This window comes from Enterococcus sp. AZ141, assembly GCF_051714385.1.
Classification (GTDB): domain Bacteria; phylum Bacillota; class Bacilli; order Lactobacillales; family Enterococcaceae; genus Enterococcus_D; species Enterococcus_D entomosocium.
Genome location: NZ_JBIORT010000001.1, coordinates 2,452,963 through 2,472,498, shown reverse-complemented (window position 1 = coordinate 2,472,498; position 19,536 = coordinate 2,452,963). Strand labels below are relative to the sequence as shown.

Below are 19,536 nucleotides of genomic sequence, written 5' to 3'. Positions count from 1 at the left end.
TCCCATACTCCTCTTTCTTCTCGGAGTATGGGAACCTTTTTCAATTGTTGTGCTTAACTTATTCAGCCGATTTAGATGGTGCATTTTCCCAAAGTTGTTTGACGACTGGAATATTTCCCAGTTCCGTCATATTTGATGGCAGAATGACCGTATTGGTATTGCTATTCACCACATCTCTGAAGGCTTCGATCCCTAGATATGATAGTGAGCGCTCGTCGAGCTGGCTTTCTTTGATTGCTTCATTGATGGCTAAAATCCGTTTGCGTTCAGCTTCAGTGATTTTCGCGATTCGTTCTGCTTCCGCCTCGGCATCAATCCGTACACGCTTTGCCCGCGCCTCGGCATCGATTTGAGTTTGTTCCGCTCGGGCTTCGGCGTCGATCGTCATTTGAGAAGCTTTGGCTTCTGCACTCAAGACTGAAGAAGATTTCTCACCTTGGGCTCTTGTGATCATCGATTCTTTGTCTCTAGAGGCAGTGATCAATTTGTTCATTGATTCAATGATTTCTTGCGAAACTTTGATTTCCCCAATGTTGATTCGGTCAATCGCTAACCCATAGCCTGCCGTGATATCTTTGATTGAAGTAAACAATGCTACGTTGATTTCTTCAGTCCCATTTAAAACTTCATTTAAATCCATTTTCCCGATGATTCCCCGCAAGTTCGACTGGGCATCTTGGATCATTGAAACAACGGAGTTTTCATTTTCGTAGACAAAGGCACGCACATCTGTGACATGGTATTTGATTGCTTCATCAATTTGAACGATTACATTATCTTTTGTGATTGCACTTTGGGGTTCGATCTCCAAAGGAATCTGTTTCAAGGACACTCTTTCTCTAACTGTATACAAAATCGGAACAAGAAAATGAAGCCCTGGTTCCAACGTTCGAACGTACTTCCCAAAACTTTCGACAACTTTGACTTCCCCTTGACGAACGATCACAGCAGTGCTTGCAAACAGCCAAATCAGAATCACTAATACTAAAATAACTAAAATAATTTGGATAATGATCATTGTAAAAACCCTCTTCCATTTTCAAATAATGTATTGTTTACACGGGTCAATAAGACACCGTTTTCAACCCCGATAATCTCTAACATGACATTTTCAGCAGGAATCCCTGCAATCACCCGATATTCTGTATAGGTGCCATAAAGCCGTATATAGCCTGAATAATGATCCGTCAACGATCGAAAATAGCGCCCTACCGCTCGTTTTTCCATATAATCTACGATGATTTTCACCCTCTTTGCCTTCATGCAGTAAATTTGAAGCTTCAAACTCATTTGTTAATCTATTACAAGTGTTACTAACTATGATAGCACGTTTCACCCAAGAGAACAGTAAACTTATGCTGATTCCGCTTTTTTTTAGAAAAAAAACATAGAACGAAAACCAATTCCTTGCATTTTTCATTTAAATTGCATACAATTTAATTGTACAAAATATAAAAATCAGGAGTGAAGAAATGATGAAAAAAATGTATTCGACTAAAATGATCAACACTGGTGGCCGTTCAGGAGAAGTACACAGTCCCGATCATTCATTTGAGCTAAACATCACTGCACCTGGCAAACGTGTCGAAAATGCTACCAATCCAGAACAACTTTTTGCAGCTGGTTTTAGTGCTTGCTTCAACAGTGCCCTTGAATTGGTGAAAAGCAGCAAAGGAATCGATGGTGCTTCTACGGTGAGCGCACAAGTGACCTTGTACGCAGAAAGCGAATCCAGTTTTGTCTTGGGTGTTGAGATCGAAGGTCAAATCGAAGGATTGTCAACAGAAGAAACACAAGAATTGCTTGAGATCGCTCATACCGTATGTCCTTATTCAAAAGCCACAGCTGGCAACATTGAAGTGACTGTCAAAGCCGTTAGCGAGTAGACTTTCGTTGAAAAAACAGCTATGATAAGAGGCGGATATTAGAAAAAGGGGTGAAAACATGAATGTCTTAGCGTTAGAAAACCAATTGTGTTTTCCTCTATACGCCGCTTCAAAAGAAATTATCAAACAGTACAAAGACTTACTGGACCCGTTGAATTTGACCTATACCCAATATTTAGTGATGTTGGTGTTATGGGAAGATGAAGCGATCAGTGTCAAAGCATTGGGGAAGCAATTATGTCTCGACTCTGGCACACTGACACCGGTTTTAAAAAAGCTTGAAGCAAAAGGCTACCTAGCAAGAAATCGAAATCAAGACGATGAACGTTCTTTGCGGGTCACATTGACTGACTCAGGCAAAGCGCTCCATGAACAAGCGTTAGAGATCCCCTACAGAGTGACCGAATTCTTGCCTCTTGAACCGGAAGAACTGTCCGTGCTCCATCAATTGACGACAAAAATGGTACAAAAATTTCAAGAACAAGAAAAATGATCCGCTGTTTTCACAGCGGATCATTTTTTTATCATGCAAACGAGTATTCTTTAAGAAGCTTTAGTTTTCAATTCACCAATCACATTTAGCAACTGGGTTAATTGTTCAGGATCTTCGATTTTTCTGATGGCGATTTTCACTAATTCAAAAATCTGGTCATCGGTTAGGCCTGTCTGTAATATCTCCAATTCACTTACAGCTGGCTGAAAGCGACGAGCCAAGACTGATCCGCTCATTTTGATACTTGCAATCTCCAGAACTCCTTTGTTTACTAACTTGCGAATCACGGACAGTGATGTGTTACGGTTTAAGCCGAAACGTTCACTAAATTCTGTACAGCACAGAGGTTCATCCACAGCCCAAAAACAAACTAAGACTTCCCACTCTTTTTTTGAAAAACTCAAGTAATCCATAATTGCTCCTTTCCATGCCGATGAGGCTGGTTCTTATTTTCTAAATTAAAACAATCGCAGCTATTTCAGTCAGCTGGCTTTCCTCTTCCTTTTTTCGATTGTTTTTTCTTTCACTAAAAGGATTATATACCAATAATAATCTATTTTATTCATAATTTCAAAATAATTTTTATTTTAATGATAAATAACATGTTTAATTATTCTTTTTCTTGATAAAAAAAAACGACTAGATCAGCTAGTCGTTTTCTTACTCTACTTGATATTCCTACGAGAAGTGTTTATTGAACACTGAAGATCAAACTCTCATGCTCTTGTTCTTTTAAGGAATAGCCACAAAATTCTTTATTCAAATTCGGAAAATCACGTTCGATCATCTGAATAATCTCGATTTCCGTCAACAGTTTGTCTTCTGACAATTGCAGCGAGTTCAACAAAACAAAGCGAGAATCATAGCCTAAAATTTCCGGCATCAACCGCCAAAAATTTGTGCTGTCAATTTGTTGGATCGTTTGTTCCATAGCAACAATCAAGTTTTGCACGTGTTCATAGACTTTAGGATAATCAGATTTTAGTAGATCCAACAGTGCTTGGTCTAGCACTTTATCTAAATAAGCCTTTGTATCGGTATAAATTATTGAAGAAATCACTTATTTCATCAATCCTTTCATTCAAATGCCATATTCGACATTGTCAAGGATGGCTCCTTGTTCTTATATATAGCATACTATCGGTGATTTTCGTTCTCAGATTAAGGATAGAATATAGAAAAAAAAGAGAAGCGTATTTTCTTGTCCCCTAATCTTACTCCACAATAGCAAAATTTTGCTAAACTGATAAGCAAAGCGATTCAGCACCTATCGAAAATGAGAAAATTGTCAGATTTCCTTCCTTTTTTATCTATAGCGATTCCTACCCATCGGGCTCTGTAACTGCCAATAGCCTCGCAATTACACACTTCCACGCCTCCCCCCCAATAAACGTAGGTTTTTTCTCATTTTAACAAACGTCTTACACAGCATAATTTCAGACAGAACCTTATACAACATGTATAATTAAATTATAGAAAGTCATCAAAATAAAACGAAACGAGGAGTGGATCACAGATGAAGAGTCATTGTAAATGTGGAAAAAAAATGAATGCCCATGAAAAAAGCTGTCCAGACTGCAAACACAAAAAACAGCAAACCTTAGAATCCTTGGAAAAATTCGTTAAATACGGCAGTTTTGCTTTAGCAGGCCTATCATTAGTTTTAAAAATTGCGAAAAGCCGCCAAAGTTAAAGGGACCGACATAAACTTTTAGACGAAAAAAACGCCTTCTAGGCGTTTTTTTTTCTATTCATTAATGATTGTACTCTCCAACAGCCAGTTGACTGTGCCTGTATAGGTACCTGGTAAAATCAAATCTAACTTGGGGACAAAGCGAAAGTAGCAATCATATTCCTGAAGATCCAAGGTTAAGTCCGTTGCTCCTGTTGGCTCCTGCTGGAAAATCACTTGTTCTTCAGAAGTGACAGAAGCCACCAGCTGATTGCTCACCGGATCATAGAGTACCAACTGAATTTCCTCTGCCAATAGTTGCTGCTCTTGCATAAAATCCTTTATCTGTCCACTTAACTGCCAGGTTCCTTCGCTGGTATTGCTGATAGACAAAAGGGCTTCTTGATCAAAAGCAATCGCTATATAAGCAAAGCCATCGTCTCTGATGGATCGTACCAGTTCATTCAAGGTCACTGTCGCTGTGATTGAAGCAGGCGCACGCTGAAATTCTACAATCCCACGAAAGTCAATCCCATAATAACGTGTCGCCGATCGATTGCCTTCTGTATCGATCACATAGGAAGCCAGATAATAGGTTGTGCCTGGTTCTAGTTCTTCGGTGTCTAACACCAATGTATCCGTTAGCGGCTCCGACAATGTTCCCCGTTCAACCAACGCTGCTTCAGAGAAATCGGTTTCGGTGATTGTCACATCCTCCGTAAAGAACTCCGTGACATATATTTTGGCTTGGGTCGAGTTTTGGTCATCAATCGTGATCGGTATATAGGAATTGCGCTTTTGCCGCACGATCTGCAGGTCTGCTTTTGATTCTGCCAATGACGCCGAACCTGTTGTAAGCGTTGGTGGAAAGATTCCAGTCATTTGATAATAATGAATTTCTGGATCACCTGACGTCATACTGGAAACAAAAGCATTTCCATTAAAAACAGTTTGGACAGGGATGGCTATATCTAAATTCTGATTGAGCGGCGCTTCTGTGTAATTGACGGAAAAGTGAACGATGTATTCATTCCCTTTGACCATGTCAGGCAGTGTCGCAACCAATTGCCCATTTTCAATGACAAAAGGTAAGGCAGTTCCGCCTTCCGGCATGCCATTAACCATGATTTCACTGGCTTTTCCAAAATAAACCGCCTCGGGAACTAATGATAGTCCTTCTGGAAAAAGCGATGAGAGCAAGATTCCCGATTCCAAGTCAGCTAGATCACTGGTGCTTTTATAGGAGAGATAGGTCGCATAAGTAATGGTTTTGCTATTGTCGACAGTGGCTGGCTGGGAAAGTGTCGTACCAGTATCCAACAATAGTTTGACTGGGTCTTTTTCAAAAACACCGGTTCGCATCTCAAGTTCTACTAATCCTTCAACATCGACAAACGCCACTGCTTTTTCTTGAACATAGCCCCCGTTTGCACCAGTAAAACCAAAATAGACCGGTGCACTATTAGTCAGGTTCAAATTTGATTTGAAGGTGTCATCAACAGGTACCGTCACATCAACACCGAAATCTGGTACGGTGTAACGCAACGTTTGCGTTGGCTGATCAAAAACTACTGTAAAACTATGCCACACCCCATCGGAAATATCACTCACTGATACCGTATCACGATGATTTAAGACTTTATCGATAATCAGCCAGCCATCGGTGGTATATGCGTCATTTGAGCCGGGAAAATTCCATGCGATATGATGGCCGGAAGGAACATCGCGATCCATCATACCGTCCCCAGTCAAACCGGCATTATTATAGAACGTATCGAATTCAATCGCAAAACTTTGCGGGATTGCCCCCGTATTTAAAGGAGTCGTTCCTCCTGTATTTGACCAGACGCCAATCGTCGGTCCTGCTTGTTCTGCCAGCGCATTTAAGCCATTGCTTTGCATCACAAAAGCGAGCCCATCGCTGTCCGTTGCTGTATTATCGATACAAAATGCCATTTCTAACCGAAAAGAGCGAGTAAAAGAAACCGGCTTATTGAACCAGACACCACCACTGGAGTTGGTAGTAGCTCCATCATTAATCTGAACATAATTAACGCCCGGTTCCCCTTGTGGCGACCCCGCTTGTCCCACAGGAGTGATCAGAGAATCGTCAATCGCTAACGTAGGAAAATCTGGCGCAGATACCGCAGCATGGACGATTTCTTGTTTCCCACATAGCAGCAAAATGCTAAAAAAGAACACATAGCCCCATCGGATAATGCCAAACTTTTTCATCACTGTCCTCCGCTTTCTTCATTCTGATTCTTCTTGCACTGACAGCCTAACATCTGCTTCTGCTTTTTTACGTCTCCTATATAAAATGAACAAGAGAAGTAGGACAAACAGGAAGAGAAGTAGCCCTCCTGCATAGAGCCAGTACTGTTTTTGAAGATACGCTGCACCTAACGTTGTCTGACGGTTGATAAGGTTGGCTTGCTTGCGATCAACCACCACCGAATCCTCAAACACCCATGTTCCTTTAGGCGCATTCAACTCAATCCTTAATAGATAGGTTCCCGGTTCGAGAATGTTCTGATCAAAGGCACTAAACAGCTCCAAAACCGAATTCGGAGCTATTTGAAAATTCTCTGCAGAAAACCCACCGACCTTGTTACCGCTATCTTGCTCACGTATCACTGTTTTGACAGTGATGTTGCCAAAGGCTGTGGGCTGATCATTGCGGATCCTACTTTTGAGAGCTGTAGAACCATATCTTTCCACCGCCTCAGAATTGACCAAAGACAACTGGGGGTCAGGCATGGTTGCTACATTCTGACGCAAGCGGACCCCTTGTTGAATTTTATAGTTGGCTTGCAGATTTGTTTGCTGACTTTCAGTTGTTTCCGCCGGTTCTTCTTCAAAGTCAAACACACCAAGTATTTCTCCTGCAAATTCTTTTGCCTTCATTGAAAGGGTAAAATGGACCTGACGACTTTCTCCAGGGTCAAGCTGGATCGTCTGTCTCGGATTTTCAATCAATTGACTAAACGAGATTCCTTGGTTCTCTTCGGCGGTCTGTTCTGCTTGGTACGCGATGATCCCAGTAGAGGCCGTATAACTATTTAGTGCTGCTGCTTTAATGGTCAACGGCTCTGAACTTGTATTATGAAGGGCAACGGTCAAATTCTGTTCGGTCTCATGATTTACCAGTAAGTCGAAATAACTGACGTCACTGACTTGATTTTGGGGAAGTTCTGGGGTTACAGTGAACCGTGTGGTCTGTGCATGACCGGTGACTTTCGTAAAGCAACACAAACTGATAAAGAAACTAATGAGTACGAAGCACTTGATTTGTTTTTTCATTGTCGCCCTTTCCTTGCTATTCTGCTTGATAGGTGTTTGATAATGTCCAAGTGATCGTTCCACTATAAGTGCCGCTGTTCACATTTTGTTTTGGTACGGTTAATGAAGCATTGGAGAAGTTAAAGTCATTGGTTGCTAAGCCGGTCGTCCCATTAGCAGAAGCGATCAATGTAGGTTCTGTTGCCCCTACCATCAATTCGGTGCCCGATACTAGCGTTGCATCGCCCGAAGCCGTTGAACCATTTAAAGTGACTTTGGCATTTGCTAGCTCGTTATCGCTGGCATTCGTCATTTTCGATAATTGCGCAGTCAACTGCCAGCCAGCTTGATTTGGTCCACGGTAATCCGTGATCGATGTCACTTCATCCGACGTTGTTTGAATCACTTGTTCATCGGTAGCGATATCTTGGATACTGCTTGTACCGAAGTTAAAATTGGTCACCTGATCCAGTGACAAGATTCCTTGTTCGATCGTTAGTGTTGCTTGACTCGTCATTGAAGCCGTTGGATTCGCTTCTGCTGCAGCTGCCGCAGTGGGCGCCATTCCTAAACCCATTCCGACCAAACCTAACATTCGTACCTTTTTGTTCATTTTCATCTCTTCCTTCACTTTTTTTAATGAGAAACCGAGGGTCATCGAAAAAACAGCCTTAAAAAATAATAATTTAATTGGTGTTTTTTCATTCTATTCTCATCTATCATAAGTATAATCCATCATGGTTATCATACGGTTCACAGATTTAGCGTAAAAAAAACGCCAAAAAGGAGAATCCCTTATGTATCGAGAATTCATTTCTCCCGCAGAAGAAAAGAAATTAGAGATTTTCAAAGTTGTCTGCAATTCCAACGGAGTGACATTGGTCCAACTGTCAGAAGTTTTGAATATCCCGCAAAAAAGCCTGCAAAAATATATCTATTTTTTAAATGAAGATTTGCAGCTGCTCTCACCTCACCTGCTTCTATCAAAAAATCATTACAATCAGTATTTTCTTGATCGAACAGAGGATGATGAACCTTTTTATGCACAATTGATGTATCATTACTTGCTCAACTCCACACAATACAACCTGATTCATTACTTGATTGGGCGCCCGCAAATGACCTTGACGCAATTATGTTTGGATTTGCATGTCAGCCAATCGCATATGTATCGGTTGATCAAGAAAATCAACCAACTATTGGAAAAATTTCAAATCCGAATTCGAACAGACCTGAATAATCGCATCGTTCTTGCTGGAAAAGAGCTTGATATCCGTATTTTCACCTACAGTTTCTTGACCCAAAGTGCGCCTGCTGATTTGTGGCTATTGCCGAGCGTTTCCCATATAAATGTCGAAGAGTTTACAGCGTTCTTTGCTGTTTCTCACTTTGATCCGTTGACGAAAAATAAACTCGCTGCATTTTGGCAAGCAGTGGTCAGCCGAACGATCCAGAAAAAATATTTGCCACCGATTCCTGAAAAATACATGGGATTGATGAATTTCTATTGTTTTTTACCAGAAGAAATTCTCGAATCACTTTTTTTGAGTGCCGATTATGCCTCAGAAAAGATGCTTCAGTCAGAGTATCTTTACTTGAATTTCTTTTTGCATGTCTTTTTGCCAGGGGTTGTTCCCCAAGAAAAGAATCAAACGATCATCCAAGAGATCAATCATTCTGATACTGATCTTGTGCGCTTTTTCACTGCAATGATCAAAGATTGGCACGATACCTTTGCTCCAAGTCAGGAAGCCGCCGAATTCGAAAAATTATTAAGCAGCTGTCTGCTGGTCTTCAATCTATCGATCATTATCGGCATCGATCTTCTGGAAGTGTGGCAGCTAGAACACCAACTGTTGACTGAAAATGCTCCTTCCAAAGACAGAACCTATGAAGCAATCTGCACACTTTTACTGACCCATGTTGAAAAGTATCCATTTGCTGACTTGGATAAAGAGTATTTTGAACAGACACAGTTGCCTTATCTGGCTCATCTCTTGTATTTGGAAACACAGATGAATACGCCCCCGACCGTGTCGATCTATATTCAAACGACGATTCAATACCGCACAAAGCAAATGATTGAGACGAGGATTCGTTCGATTTATTCTAAAGCTTCTGTGACTTTCGTCAAACAAATGGAAGCCGCAGATTTATTGATCACGGATAATTATGAAGAAGTGATGTTTTCCGAAAAATTAGTCTTACTGTCTAACCTGCAAGCCGAGCAAGAGTGGGCAGCCGTTTTTGCAAAGATCAATCAACTGATGATGACCAAGATGTTTGCCGAACAAGGAAAATAAGTTGCCGATTCCATTTTCATCCGCAAAAAAAGCCCGAGCCTCTTTGCTCGAGCTTTTTTTCTACTATTTTAGTCCTAGGAATTTTAAGCGAAGAAGCTACCGCCAGTTACACTGTAAACTTGACCAGTTACATAACTTGCTTCATCAGAGGCTAAGAAAACATAGACTGGTGCTAATTCAACTGGTTGTCCAGCACGTTTCATCAGTTCTTTTTGACCAAATTCTGGGATCGCAGATTGTGGCTGTCCACCCGAAATTTGAAGTGGTGTCCAGATTGGACCAGGAGCCACCGTATTGACCCGAATGCCTTTTTCACTTAATTGAGCAGCTAGCCCTTTACTAAAGGAAGTAATAGCACCTTTCGTGGCTGCATAGTCTAAAAGATGGGCACTAGGCTCCGCACTTTGGATCGAAGTGGTCGTGATGATGCTCCCACCAGCTGGCAGATAATCCAACGCTTCTTGGACTGTCCAATACATCGAGATGATATTCGTTGTAAAGGTATCTTGAATTTGTTGTGTAGTCAACTCTTTGATGTCCTTCACCGCTTGTTGCATCCCAGCATTTAGAACCAACGTATCTAACCCGCCTAATTCTTTGGCTGCTTCATGAACCAATTGACGAGCGAAAGTTTCATCTTTCAAGTCTCCTGGGATCAAAACTGCTTTGCGTCCAGCTTTTTCAATGACTGCTTTGACTTCTTGCGCGTCTTCTTCTTCAAAAGGAAGATAGTTGATTGCAACATCGGCGCCTTCTTTGGCAAAAGCAATCGCTGCTGCTCGACCAATACCAGAATCACCACCGGTCACTAATGCTTTGCGTCCAGCTAATTTGCCTGAACCTGCGTAGCTTTCTTCCCCGCAATCAGGTACTGGCTGCATCTTTCCTTGAATTGCCGGTGCTTCTTGCACCTGTTTTTCAAATTTGCCATCATAATACTTCGTTAACGGATTGTTGATTTTTTCTGACATGCTCGTTTCCTCCTTGATTATTTCTACTTCTATTTGTCATCGTTTGTTATGACCTTACTTAAAAGTGTAAAGGAAGATGGAGGGAATGAAAAACGAAACGCTCACCAGAAAAAAAGCATCTGTAAGAAAACAGATGCCTAGTAAAACGAAAAAGCTGCGTGAATCAGTAGTGAAAACGCCCACAGGTATCTCACTATTCTTCTGGAAAATCGTAGTGAAATTTCTGGGTGCAGTGTTTGATTTTGCTACTTTTCTAGCAGTTCGAGGAGGGCCCGATGAAAGGCCTCCATCTCCTCCGCGGTCTGTAGAAAAACATCGGGATGACTGTGATGGCTGTCGATCATCCAGTGTTTCGTGTCTGTAACTTTAAGAAAATCTGCTACTACGGCGTCGGTTTGCTGCGGTTGTGCAGCTTGAGCGGTCTTCAAGAGATAGAAATCTTCAATCCCCCGCTGTAGTTGTTTATACCTTAGGGACAACAATAAATGTCCGTGATTGCCAGGATAGACGAAACAAAGATCACCGATCGGTAGTGAGCTCGTATTGTACCGAATATCGGACCGAGCATGTTCTGGCCAGCAATTGTAGGCCCAACGCAGAAAGCCGTCTGTTTTGAACTGATACGATAAGATTCCTTGCATTCGCGTCTCTAACAGGGGACTATGCAAAAAGGTATTTGGTTTGTCGGGATAATTGCAGACATAGTACTGCATCTTGCCCGGATGGCTTTGTGCTAGTGTTTCGTAATGGTTGCAAGTACAGTAATAGGAAGTCACAGGATGATCGATCACTGGCAGCAGCTCAAATAACACGTCTTCTTTATCAAAAGCAGCTTTGATCTGGATCGACGGATCAATTTCTTTTAAAACAGCTAACGAGGCTCGGAAACTGTCGATTTGATGTTTCTTCGGTTCGTCAGAAACGATGCGAACCTTCTCCCACAGATTCTTTCCTTTAAAATAATCAAATACTTGGCGTAGATACTCCTGCAACTCAGCTTTTTGATGAATAAAGCCAAAGGCGCCTTTCCCTTCATCATAAAAGCGAATCACCAATTTTTCTGGATGGTCCAAGTTGACTAACGGAAAAAATGGCGGTTCCCAGACCCCTAATAAACCAAACACATCAATTTCATCTTTGATGCCCGCAGCAAAAAAACAATCAAGGTAACGTGTCAGCACAGAAAAATCGCAGGAAAGTTCTCCGTCTGGCGTCTTTTTGACCTTTACCATCGAATACTCATATAAATTGGCGGGATAATCTTTGACGATGTAATTGAACCAGCCCTTCCAAGGGATCTCTCCGGCGATCACTGTGATCGCTTTTTGTCCGATCGCAGCGAGACTCTCAGCCATTTCCTTGATCAAGTCAAAGTGGGCATCGCTCCATAACGGAACGTCAAAGGTGCGAGCCAAATTGCTGGGCTGCTGCCACATATTTAAGTGGAACGTTTCTAAATATTCTTTTGGAAAAGTAAAAGTGCCCACTTCAATCGTTAGGTTCTTTTCTAACAAGCACTCCTCTTGGCTAGTCAAGTGTGCCCGATAGACCTTGATTTTCACGGGATAAACTTTCGGTTTGATTGTCTCATCGATCTGCCACTCCAAATAAAGAGGCGCAAAGCGATCGCCAGGATAGGTTTTGGCAGTTCGTTCAAGTAATTTATCGGCGTACGCCAATTCCTGCTGACCGACATAATAGTCGACGAATTGCGCTTTGACCGGCAATTCGCTAAAAATCTCAACGCGTATCATGGGAATCTCGATTTCATCGGGGATCGAAAACTCGTCGCCAATAATATAATGATTGCGGTTGCCATCGTGCAGCAGCAACTGACAAGCAGCAGTACTGTTACGAACAGCTGATAACTGTTCAATCGCTTGTGGCTCTTGGGTGATCAATTCTGTTGAAGCCTTATAGCTTTCATGGACCAGGATTGCTTTCATTTTTACTCTTCCTTTCTAGGATCAATCAGCTGCAAAACAAGCGCTTGATAAGAAACATTCTCAAAAGCTTCTGGCATGATCGTTAGTAGTTGCTGCAAGCTGATGTTTTTTACGATTTTTAAGCGGCTTTTGTCTGCCCATGATGGAAAAGCCTGCAACAGCAAGCGTTTGTTTTCACCTGACTCGAGTAATGCCCGAATTGGCCACTGCCCTAAATCAGGAAACAAAGCTGGCTGGGCAACTTTATCTGCCCAGTTCAACTCTAGCCATTCGACGCATTCATCAAACCAACGGGCAAAACGTGGATCAACCATTTCTTTACGATTACCGAAGCGTTCGGTCGCCAAAGAAAGACCGTGACGTCCTTTTTGGAAAATATGACTTTCAAAGGGAACCTCGTGATCTTCTAGGGCCTGCAGATACGCCAATGAATTTTCGATAGGAACGACATTGTCTTCAAAGGTTGAAAACAAAAAGGTGGGCGGCGTATCTTTTGTGACACATTCCTCTAATGAAGGGGCATCGATCTTCATCACAGTAGCAAATGAAGACAATATCGCTGGGTAGCCTAAAATACATAAACTCGGTTTCATTGAGGAGAGTGTTGATAACGCCGCTGCCAAATGGCCGCCGGCAGAAAAGCCGATCACAGCGATTTTTTCGGCATCGATTCTCCATTCACTGGTTAGTTCTTGGATTTTGACAATCGCTTTTTCGGCATCTGCTAAGGAATGGCTGAAACTGCGATGTGTCCCTACATGATAGCGTAAGACCCCGGCGTGAAAACCTTGGGCAGCAAAATTTAAAGCAATCGGCTCAGCTTCCCGCTCACTGCAAAAGGAGTAGCCGCCACCGGGAATCACCAAGACAAACGGACGATCGCCCACCCGTTCATACTCGGCTTTTTCCTCATGCAGGTACACTGTCAAACCGGCTTGCGCTTCTGGATCAAATAGATATTCCTGAAAAAACATCACTTACTCTCCTAACCCGTTTTTATCGATAACGTTTTGATACCAATAAAAACTATCTTTCTTGTATCGCGCCAAGTCCAACAGCTGCTCGTCCGTACGATTGACATAGATAAACCCGTAGCGTTTAGCGATGCCTTCGTGAGTACTGACGAGATCAATGGCACTCCACGGGCAATAGCCGATCACATCGACACCGTCTTCGATCGCCAATGCCATCTGTTTTATGTGCTGCTGCAAGTAGTCGATGCGATAATCATCGTGGATTTTACCATCAGTTGTCAAAACATCCTTGGCACCGATGCCGTTTTCCGTGATCAAAAGAGGCAAACGATAACGGGAATAGATTTCGTTCAACGTAAAGCGAAAGCCCTCTGGATCAATCGGCCAGCCGAATTCAGTCATGGGCAAATGGGTGTTTTCTACTGCTTGGAAAAAGCCGGGAATCCCGAAACCAGACTGTTGATCGAGTTTTGTCTCTTTTTGAAAATAGCTGCTGACGGTCATCGTATTATAATAATTCAATGCGATGTAATCACATGTTCCAGCCGCCAAAATCTTTCGATCTGCTTCAGTGACTGTCGGTGCTGCACCAATCGTCTCTAACAAATGCCATGCGTTATGGTTGTATGTGCCGAAAACAGCCGCATCTAGGAATAACCAATTTCTCAGCGCACTCATAGAAAGAGCTGCCAGCTGATCGGCTGGTTTTTCAGAAGCTGGATAGACACTGGCGATATTCGGTGCTGGGCCAATCTTGCCGCTAAAATTACCGGCATGAAACTGTTGGGTCACCAATGCTTGGGCCACTAGCATATGGTGATTTTCTTGAAATTTTTCTTTCATGGATTTTTGACTCGTCCCAATGACCGAACCAGCAAGTGCCATCACATTTTGCTCGTTGATGGTTTGCCATAGCGGGACTTGATGACCAAAGTTTTCGAACAGTACTTGGCAGTAATCAGCAAATGCTTGGATCGTCTCTCGGTTTTCCCACCCACCTTGCTTCGCGATCGCAACGGGCAGGTCAAAATGGAAAACGGTGACGATCGGTTGAATCTCATTTTCTAGTAGCAGATCGATCAGTTTTTGATAAAACGCCAATCCTGCTGGGTTGACCTGACCATCGGGCATGACTCGACTCCATGATATGGAAAAACGATAGGCTTTTAACCCTAATTCTTTAAACAATTTCACATCTTCTTCATATCGGTGATAGTGGTCTGATGCTACTTTAAAATCAGTGGTCCCTTGCGGAATCTCTTTGAGATCTTGCACTGAGGGACCTTTGCCGTCTTCTGCCCATGCGCCCTCTACTTGATAAGCACTAGTGGATGCTCCCCACAAAAATGCTTCCGGAAATTTACTCATCCCACGGTTCCTCCTTGGCTGCGCCGATCAAATTGGCGTCCGCTTGAAAATAAGCGGCTTGGATCGCAACTGGCTGCAGCGTTTTCTCAATGATTGGTGCGGTTTTAAAAATAGCTTGATAGCTGCTAGCTATGGCTTCGATCAAGCGTGGCTGACGGCTGATCCCGCCACCGATAACGATTTTCTCCAGAGCTAAAAGACACTGAAGATCGAAACACAAGACAGCGATTTCTTTGGTATAAGCTAAAAATAAAGCCTCTGCCTCAGAATCAGCAGTTTTCGTAAGGGTATCAAAGACCAAAGGACCGTCAGGCGCGATAGCCATACTAGCAGCCAAACGCTCAATTAATCCGACAGCCGAAAGACCGATCCCCACAAAAGAGTCCGCGCCTCTCATTTGTCGGTCACGAATCATAAAACTGACTTCACCAGCTTGTCCATGATGCCCACGATAGAGTTTTCCATTGAGACAAAGACCAACTCCCACGCCGGTTCCTAAAATGATCGCCGCACCATTTTGGATCCCTTGCAGATTGCCGGCTTTCATTTCCCCTAGCGCGGCGGCTTTTGCGTCGTTTTCGACCGTAACCTCTGTCACCATGCCATCGCTTAACTGGCAGATCAATTCTGGCAAATTTACCCCATCAAGGTATGGCAAGGCACCACCAAAGAAGACCGTCCCTGTTTCATTAACTGAACCAGGGACTGCGATAGCCACTTTCGTGAAAGAAACTTGACGGGCATAGCTTTGCAATAGCCCTTTGATAGCTTCTTTAAAGGGTTCAAAAGCTACAGGGGTTAAAATGGTGCGTCGTTTACTGACCTCGTCGTGTTCGACCCATCCCGTTTTGATGTGCGTCCCACCGATATCAATTCCTAAATAAACCAAATGTGCCACTTCCTTTGTTTACGCTTGAATTTCTTCCACGACTTTTTCTGTCATTTTTGCTGCTTCACTTGCTTGCTTTTTTTCAGCAGCCATTTCTAATTCGTACTCTTTTTTATCCGCAATTTTTAGAAACGGATACCACATAACAATACCGATCAGCATACAGATAACCATCAAGATCGTGTAATTGAGCCCTCCTGAAAAGGGCATTTTGATAAAAGTCGGTGTAGTCCATGGCAATAGACTCATGGTTGGATTCAAACTGATTGGGAGGATCGTTGTCGCCAATCCCCAGGTCACAAAGCCAGCGATCAATTGTGTAAAGACTTGCGGAATAAAGAACAACGGATTCAAAATAATCGGCATCCCGAACATGATTGGCTCTGTGATGTTAAAGATCGACGGGATAAACGACAATTTTCCTAATTGTTTCATTTTTGCCGATTTGCTGCGGATCATAAAGAAGGTCACAAAGCCCATGAAGCCAGCAGCATACATGCCCATATAAATCACTGAAGGAATCAGATACGGCAGCGCTTGTCCTTGTTGGTAAGCGGCAATATTCGAAACGACCATGGTCATACTAATCGCGCCGAGCGGTCCTTGTAAAACTGCGTTATGAATTCCGAAGAACCATAAAACGGCTAATACTTCCATAATGATGATGATCGATAGCGGGCTGGCAACTAAGGAGTTTAATGGTGCATTAATTACATCAATAAAGAATTGGAAAATCGAGCCGGATGAAGTAAACCCAAACAAGACGCGTATGACAAAGACGACGACAAAAATAATCGTGACCACAAACACTGGTGCTAAGGATTGGGTTACCATTGGGGGAACACTATCCGGTAGCTTGATCATAATATTTTTTCTTGATAAGAAAGCATAGAAACGTGTCACCAATAAAGCGGTCAGCATGCCGATAAACAGTCCTTGCCCGCCTAAGAAATCAAGCTTCAATGCACCAATCGTTTGTTCCACTGCTTGGCCATCTTGCATGACAGTTGTTGCGACGGTTTGTGGCATCAACATAATGAAACTAGCTAAAGAAATAATCGCTGAATTGCGTTCATTGCTTCCTAATTGTTTTGCGTAAGAATACGCCAAACTGTATACAACATACAAGGCAAAAACGCCAGTTGCTCCGTTGGTGATCGCTTCAACATGCTGGAAGATGCCAATTTTCGTCAAATAGTCCGTCCAACCAGGAATCGGAAAATTTCCAATGATCGTGATAAACGCAATCCCTAAAGTGATGGGACTCGTTCGAATAAAACCTTCCATCAAAGCGGCCAATACTTTGTTTTGTTGTAATTTTTGTGACATTGGTAATAGTTTGCTACTTAAAAATGCTTCTAATTTTTCCATTTTCTCTCACTCCTTTAGTTTAAATCGTTACACTAAGCATCGTTTCTTTTTGATCGATCCGCATTAGAAATCGATAAGTACCTTTGGTTATGTGTTTCTTCCCTTGATTGTCATAGAAAACAAGTTCTGACAACGGCAATGACAATCTGCGCTCTTTTTCTTCCTGGGGCGCGAATGAGATGAGGTCACTTGCGATTAATTGGCGACTTGGACGAACCACTGCCGCTGGACGCTGCATGAGATAAAGTTGAATGACGGTTTCTGCAGCTGTTGCTGATTGGTTTTTCACTCGATAAGCCAATTGGATCGTCTCGCTAAACACTTCACTACCAAGCCATTCTCCAGTAAACGAACTATAACTAAGACCTGTTCCGAATGAGAATAAGGGTTCATTTGATTCATCGCGGTATTTTGACAAAAAGCGATCAGAATGCTCACTATCTGTCAAAGGTCTGCCCGTTGGCAGCTGGGCACTGTATAGTGGGATCTGTCCTTCACTCCGAGGAAAGGTCATCGCCAGTTTTGCCGTCGGAGAAGCCTGCCCACTCAACAGATTGGCGATCCCGATCCCGCCCATCGTTCCTGGATACCATACGAGCAACAGACTATCAAATAATGCTTCCACTTGTGTTAAGACTAACGGTCTGCCAGTGTAAAGCACGCCAATCAAAGGCTTGCCAGTTTTTTTCAACGCTTGGATCAAACGAATTTGTTTCAATGGCAGCTGCAAATGAGCTTTTGATGCCCCTTCGCCGCTCTCCAAAAACTGCTCTCCAAAAGTCAAGACGATAACTTCGGCGGCTTCGGCGGCTTCCATGGCTTCCAAAAGCAACTGATCTTCTGGTTCGATCGGTCCATTCAGCTGTTCGATCCCGGCTTTTAAAGGACCAAATTGCTCATACGAGTCGAATAGATTGTATCCACGAGCAAAGATCAAGTTTTCGGGTGCGAAATGCTGCAGCAAACCGGTTTTTAAAGGAATCGTGTCTTGTGGCTTGCCGCTGACTGACGCCCAAAAACCTAAGGTCAACCGGCTTTCTCCATAAGGACCGATCACAGCGACGGTTTGGTCCTTTTTCAAAGGTAAGCTGCCCTCATTTTTTAAAAGCACACAGCTTTTTTCTACTAGCTTAACGGCTAGCTCTTTGGCTTCATCCGACAAAACTTCTCCCGTCTGTTGCGTTTTCAACCCTCGATAAGGGTCTTCAAACAGTCCTAGTTGATTTTTTAATACCAGAATACGCCAAACTGCTTCGTCTAATAAAGCCGCGAGTTCAGGTTGCTTGATCAGTTCTGGTAAGTAAGTTGCATAGACCGATGTCATCATATCAAAATCAACGCCCGCTTCCAAACCTTTCTGAGCGGCCTCCCGTTCATCTTTGACAAAACCGTGGGGGACCAATTCTTTGATGGCGGCATGATCGGAGACCAGTACCCCATCAAAACCGAAACGTTCTCGCAAAATCTCTCGGTTCAGCCAGCGGCTACCCGTTGCAGGTTCACCATTCAATAGGTTGAAGGCCGTCATCACTAGCAGTGCTTGGGCTTCGATCGCCGCTTGATAGGGTTGCAAATATTCATTGAATAAGCGCTGATTGGACATATCGACCGTATTGTATTCTCTGCCCGCTTCGGGTGCACCATAACCAGCAAAATGTTTGATGCAAGCAGCAACGTGATTTTCTGCCACTCCTTGATCAAGATTGCCTTGGTAGCCGGTCACGACGCTTTTAGCAAAACGTTTTGCCGTATACACATCCTCTCCTGGCGACTCCATCACTCTGCCCCAGCGAGGATCGCGAACAAGATCCAGCATGGGTGAAAAGATCACATGAAGGCCATTTTGGTAACATTCTTTGGCGGTCATCTCAGCGGCTTGCCCGATCAAATTAAAATCGTAGGAACCTGCTTGGGCAAGGGGAATCGGAAAAATCGTTCGAAACCCGTAGATGACGTCCGACATAAACAGCATAGGAATCTTTAGTCGGCTGTGTGCTAACGTTTCCCTCTGTAACTGAATCAATTTTTGGTAATCGTTCACATTATAAATCGAACCAATCTCGTGAATCTTCAAATTTGGTGGAAGCCCTAAATCTTGCATCGGGCCAGTAGTCATCACCTCATTTTCAATGACTAAACTGCCATTCAATTGAATCGTCTGAGCGATTTTTTCTTCTGGCGTCAATTGCTGAAACAATTCTTTCAATTTTTTACTATCCATGTTTACTCCTTCCTGTAACCGTTTTATTTATCTGAATTATAGAAAGAATCCTTCCTTAGATATACTAAAAAACTAGTGTTTATAATAAATTGTTTATTGAATGCTAAAAAATTTACGTTATACTAAAAGAAAAAACAATGTTTGGACTTTGAGGTGTCTC

General features: G+C 42.8%; 17 protein-coding genes. 3 read left to right on the top strand and 14 right to left on the bottom strand.

Going from position 1 to position 19,536, the window contains the following annotated elements:
• Positions 1–58: 58 nt before the first annotated feature.
• Entirely contained in the window at positions 59–1,018 is a 960-nt protein-coding gene (locus IGI89_RS11345; protein WP_086299333.1) for an SPFH domain-containing protein, read from the bottom strand.
• Positions 1,015–1,290, bottom strand: coding sequence for a hypothetical protein (locus IGI89_RS11340; RefSeq protein ID WP_016620494.1), 276 nt, complete (start codon positions 1,288–1,290; stop codon positions 1,015–1,017). The genes IGI89_RS11345 and IGI89_RS11340 overlap by 4 nt, the downstream gene beginning before the upstream one ends.
• A 185-nt stretch (positions 1,291–1,475) precedes the next feature.
• Between IGI89_RS11340 and IGI89_RS11335 the strand changes: the two genes are divergently transcribed.
• Together IGI89_RS11335 and IGI89_RS11330 are read left to right on the top strand one after the other, a co-directional pair.
• Positions 1,476–1,886: an organic hydroperoxide resistance protein gene (locus IGI89_RS11335; protein WP_034872372.1), complete on the top strand. Its 411-nt coding sequence runs from the start codon at positions 1,476–1,478 to the stop codon at positions 1,884–1,886.
• Positions 1,887–1,944: 58 nt separating this feature from the next.
• Complete coding sequence (locus IGI89_RS11330; RefSeq protein WP_008378623.1) at positions 1,945–2,379, top strand: MarR family winged helix-turn-helix transcriptional regulator; 435 nt, start codon at positions 1,945–1,947, stop codon at positions 2,377–2,379.
• A 50-nt stretch (positions 2,380–2,429) separates the two neighbouring features.
• Here the strand turns inward: IGI89_RS11330 and IGI89_RS11325 are convergent, their stop codons facing one another.
• The 5 genes from IGI89_RS11325 to IGI89_RS11305 all read right to left on the bottom strand — a co-directional run bounded on the left by IGI89_RS11325 (position 2,430) and on the right by IGI89_RS11305 (position 7,991).
• The gene (locus IGI89_RS11325) at positions 2,430–2,792 is read right to left on the bottom strand and encodes a hypothetical protein (protein WP_008378626.1); all 363 of its coding nucleotides are present in this window, start codon (positions 2,790–2,792) and stop codon (positions 2,430–2,432) included.
• A 278-nt stretch (positions 2,793–3,070) separates the two neighbouring features.
• The gene (locus IGI89_RS11320; RefSeq protein ID WP_005235188.1) at positions 3,071–3,439 is read right to left on the bottom strand and encodes a DUF7006 family protein; all 369 of its coding nucleotides are present in this window, start codon (positions 3,437–3,439) and stop codon (positions 3,071–3,073) included.
• 687 nt (positions 3,440–4,126) lie between these two features.
• A complete protein-coding gene (locus IGI89_RS11315; RefSeq protein WP_430601047.1) occupies positions 4,127–6,286 on the bottom strand; it encodes a lectin-like domain-containing protein in 2,160 nt (719 codons plus the stop codon).
• Positions 6,287–6,304: 18 nt separating this feature from the next.
• Positions 6,305–7,354 (bottom strand): DUF916 and DUF3324 domain-containing protein, encoded by a 1,050-nt coding sequence (locus IGI89_RS11310; RefSeq protein ID WP_086373084.1) that lies wholly within the window; start codon positions 7,352–7,354, stop codon positions 6,305–6,307.
• 16 nt (positions 7,355–7,370) lie between these two features.
• On the bottom strand, positions 7,371–7,991 hold the full coding sequence (locus IGI89_RS11305) for a WxL domain-containing protein (protein WP_005235179.1): 621 nt from the start codon (positions 7,989–7,991) through the stop codon (positions 7,371–7,373).
• A 139-nt stretch (positions 7,992–8,130) separates the two neighbouring features.
• Here IGI89_RS11305 and IGI89_RS11300 point away from each other — a divergent pair, with 139 nt between their 5' ends.
• A complete protein-coding gene (locus tag IGI89_RS11300; RefSeq protein WP_244731969.1) occupies positions 8,131–9,636 on the top strand; it encodes a helix-turn-helix domain-containing protein in 1,506 nt (501 codons plus the stop codon).
• 83 nt (positions 9,637–9,719) lie between these two features.
• Here IGI89_RS11300 and IGI89_RS11295 read toward each other — a convergent pair whose 3' ends face one another.
• The 7 genes from IGI89_RS11295 to IGI89_RS11265 all read right to left on the bottom strand — a co-directional run bounded on the left by IGI89_RS11295 (position 9,720) and on the right by IGI89_RS11265 (position 19,376).
• A complete protein-coding gene (locus IGI89_RS11295) occupies positions 9,720–10,607 on the bottom strand; it encodes an SDR family oxidoreductase (protein ID WP_005235175.1) in 888 nt (295 codons plus the stop codon).
• Between the two features lie 245 nt (positions 10,608–10,852).
• Complete coding sequence (locus IGI89_RS11290; RefSeq protein ID WP_194188329.1) at positions 10,853–12,553, bottom strand: DUF4091 domain-containing protein; 1,701 nt, start codon at positions 12,551–12,553, stop codon at positions 10,853–10,855.
• A gap of 2 nt (positions 12,554–12,555) precedes the next feature.
• The gene (locus IGI89_RS11285) at positions 12,556–13,527 is read right to left on the bottom strand and encodes an alpha/beta hydrolase (protein ID WP_194188330.1); all 972 of its coding nucleotides are present in this window, start codon (positions 13,525–13,527) and stop codon (positions 12,556–12,558) included.
• A gap of 3 nt (positions 13,528–13,530) precedes the next feature.
• A complete protein-coding gene (locus IGI89_RS11280) occupies positions 13,531–14,895 on the bottom strand; it encodes a glycoside hydrolase family 1 protein (RefSeq protein ID WP_438735674.1) in 1,365 nt (454 codons plus the stop codon).
• Positions 14,888–15,793, bottom strand: coding sequence for an ROK family protein (locus tag IGI89_RS11275; RefSeq protein WP_431409344.1), 906 nt, complete (start codon positions 15,791–15,793; stop codon positions 14,888–14,890). The genes IGI89_RS11280 and IGI89_RS11275 overlap by 8 nt, the downstream gene beginning before the upstream one ends.
• Positions 15,794–15,802: 9 nt before the next feature.
• The gene (locus IGI89_RS11270) at positions 15,803–17,155 is read right to left on the bottom strand and encodes a PTS sugar transporter subunit IIC (RefSeq protein WP_438735673.1); all 1,353 of its coding nucleotides are present in this window, start codon (positions 17,153–17,155) and stop codon (positions 15,803–15,805) included.
• A 19-nt stretch (positions 17,156–17,174) separates the two neighbouring features.
• Positions 17,175–19,376, bottom strand: coding sequence for a glycoside hydrolase family 3 N-terminal domain-containing protein (locus IGI89_RS11265; protein ID WP_438735672.1), 2,202 nt, complete (start codon positions 19,374–19,376; stop codon positions 17,175–17,177).
• Between the last annotated feature and the right edge of the window lie 160 nt (positions 19,377–19,536).

What these genes read in the sequence shown, in the direction of transcription:
- IGI89_RS11300 (WP_244731969.1), top strand. Translation starts at nt 8,131, where the DNA reads ATGTATCGAGAATTCATTTCTCCCGCAGAAGAAAAGAAATTAGAGATT.
- IGI89_RS11310 (WP_086373084.1), bottom strand. Translation starts at nt 7,354, where the DNA reads ATGAAAAAACAAATCAAGTGCTTCGTACTCATTAGTTTCTTTATCAGT.
- IGI89_RS11280 (WP_438735674.1), bottom strand. Translation starts at nt 14,895, where the DNA reads ATGAGTAAATTTCCGGAAGCATTTTTGTGGGGAGCATCCACTAGTGCT.
- IGI89_RS11325 (WP_008378626.1), bottom strand. Translation starts at nt 2,792, where the DNA reads ATGGATTACTTGAGTTTTTCAAAAAAAGAGTGGGAAGTCTTAGTTTGT.
- IGI89_RS11295 (WP_005235175.1), bottom strand. Translation starts at nt 10,607, where the DNA reads ATGTCAGAAAAAATCAACAATCCGTTAACGAAGTATTATGATGGCAAA.
- IGI89_RS11315 (WP_430601047.1), bottom strand. Translation starts at nt 6,286, where the DNA reads ATGAAAAAGTTTGGCATTATCCGATGGGGCTATGTGTTCTTTTTTAGC.
- IGI89_RS11270 (WP_438735673.1), bottom strand. Translation starts at nt 17,155, where the DNA reads ATGGAAAAATTAGAAGCATTTTTAAGTAGCAAACTATTACCAATGTCA.
- IGI89_RS11285 (WP_194188330.1), bottom strand. Translation starts at nt 13,527, where the DNA reads ATGTTTTTTCAGGAATATCTATTTGATCCAGAAGCGCAAGCCGGTTTG.
- IGI89_RS11340 (WP_016620494.1), bottom strand. Translation starts at nt 1,290, where the DNA reads ATGAGTTTGAAGCTTCAAATTTACTGCATGAAGGCAAAGAGGGTGAAA.
- IGI89_RS11305 (WP_005235179.1), bottom strand. Translation starts at nt 7,991, where the DNA reads ATGACCCTCGGTTTCTCATTAAAAAAAGTGAAGGAAGAGATGAAAATG.
- IGI89_RS11345 (WP_086299333.1), bottom strand. Translation starts at nt 1,018, where the DNA reads ATGATCATTATCCAAATTATTTTAGTTATTTTAGTATTAGTGATTCTG.
- IGI89_RS11290 (WP_194188329.1), bottom strand. Translation starts at nt 12,553, where the DNA reads ATGAAAGCAATCCTGGTCCATGAAAGCTATAAGGCTTCAACAGAATTG.
- IGI89_RS11335 (WP_034872372.1), top strand. Translation starts at nt 1,476, where the DNA reads ATGAAAAAAATGTATTCGACTAAAATGATCAACACTGGTGGCCGTTCA.
- IGI89_RS11265 (WP_438735672.1), bottom strand. Translation starts at nt 19,376, where the DNA reads ATGGATAGTAAAAAATTGAAAGAATTGTTTCAGCAATTGACGCCAGAA.
- IGI89_RS11330 (WP_008378623.1), top strand. Translation starts at nt 1,945, where the DNA reads ATGAATGTCTTAGCGTTAGAAAACCAATTGTGTTTTCCTCTATACGCC.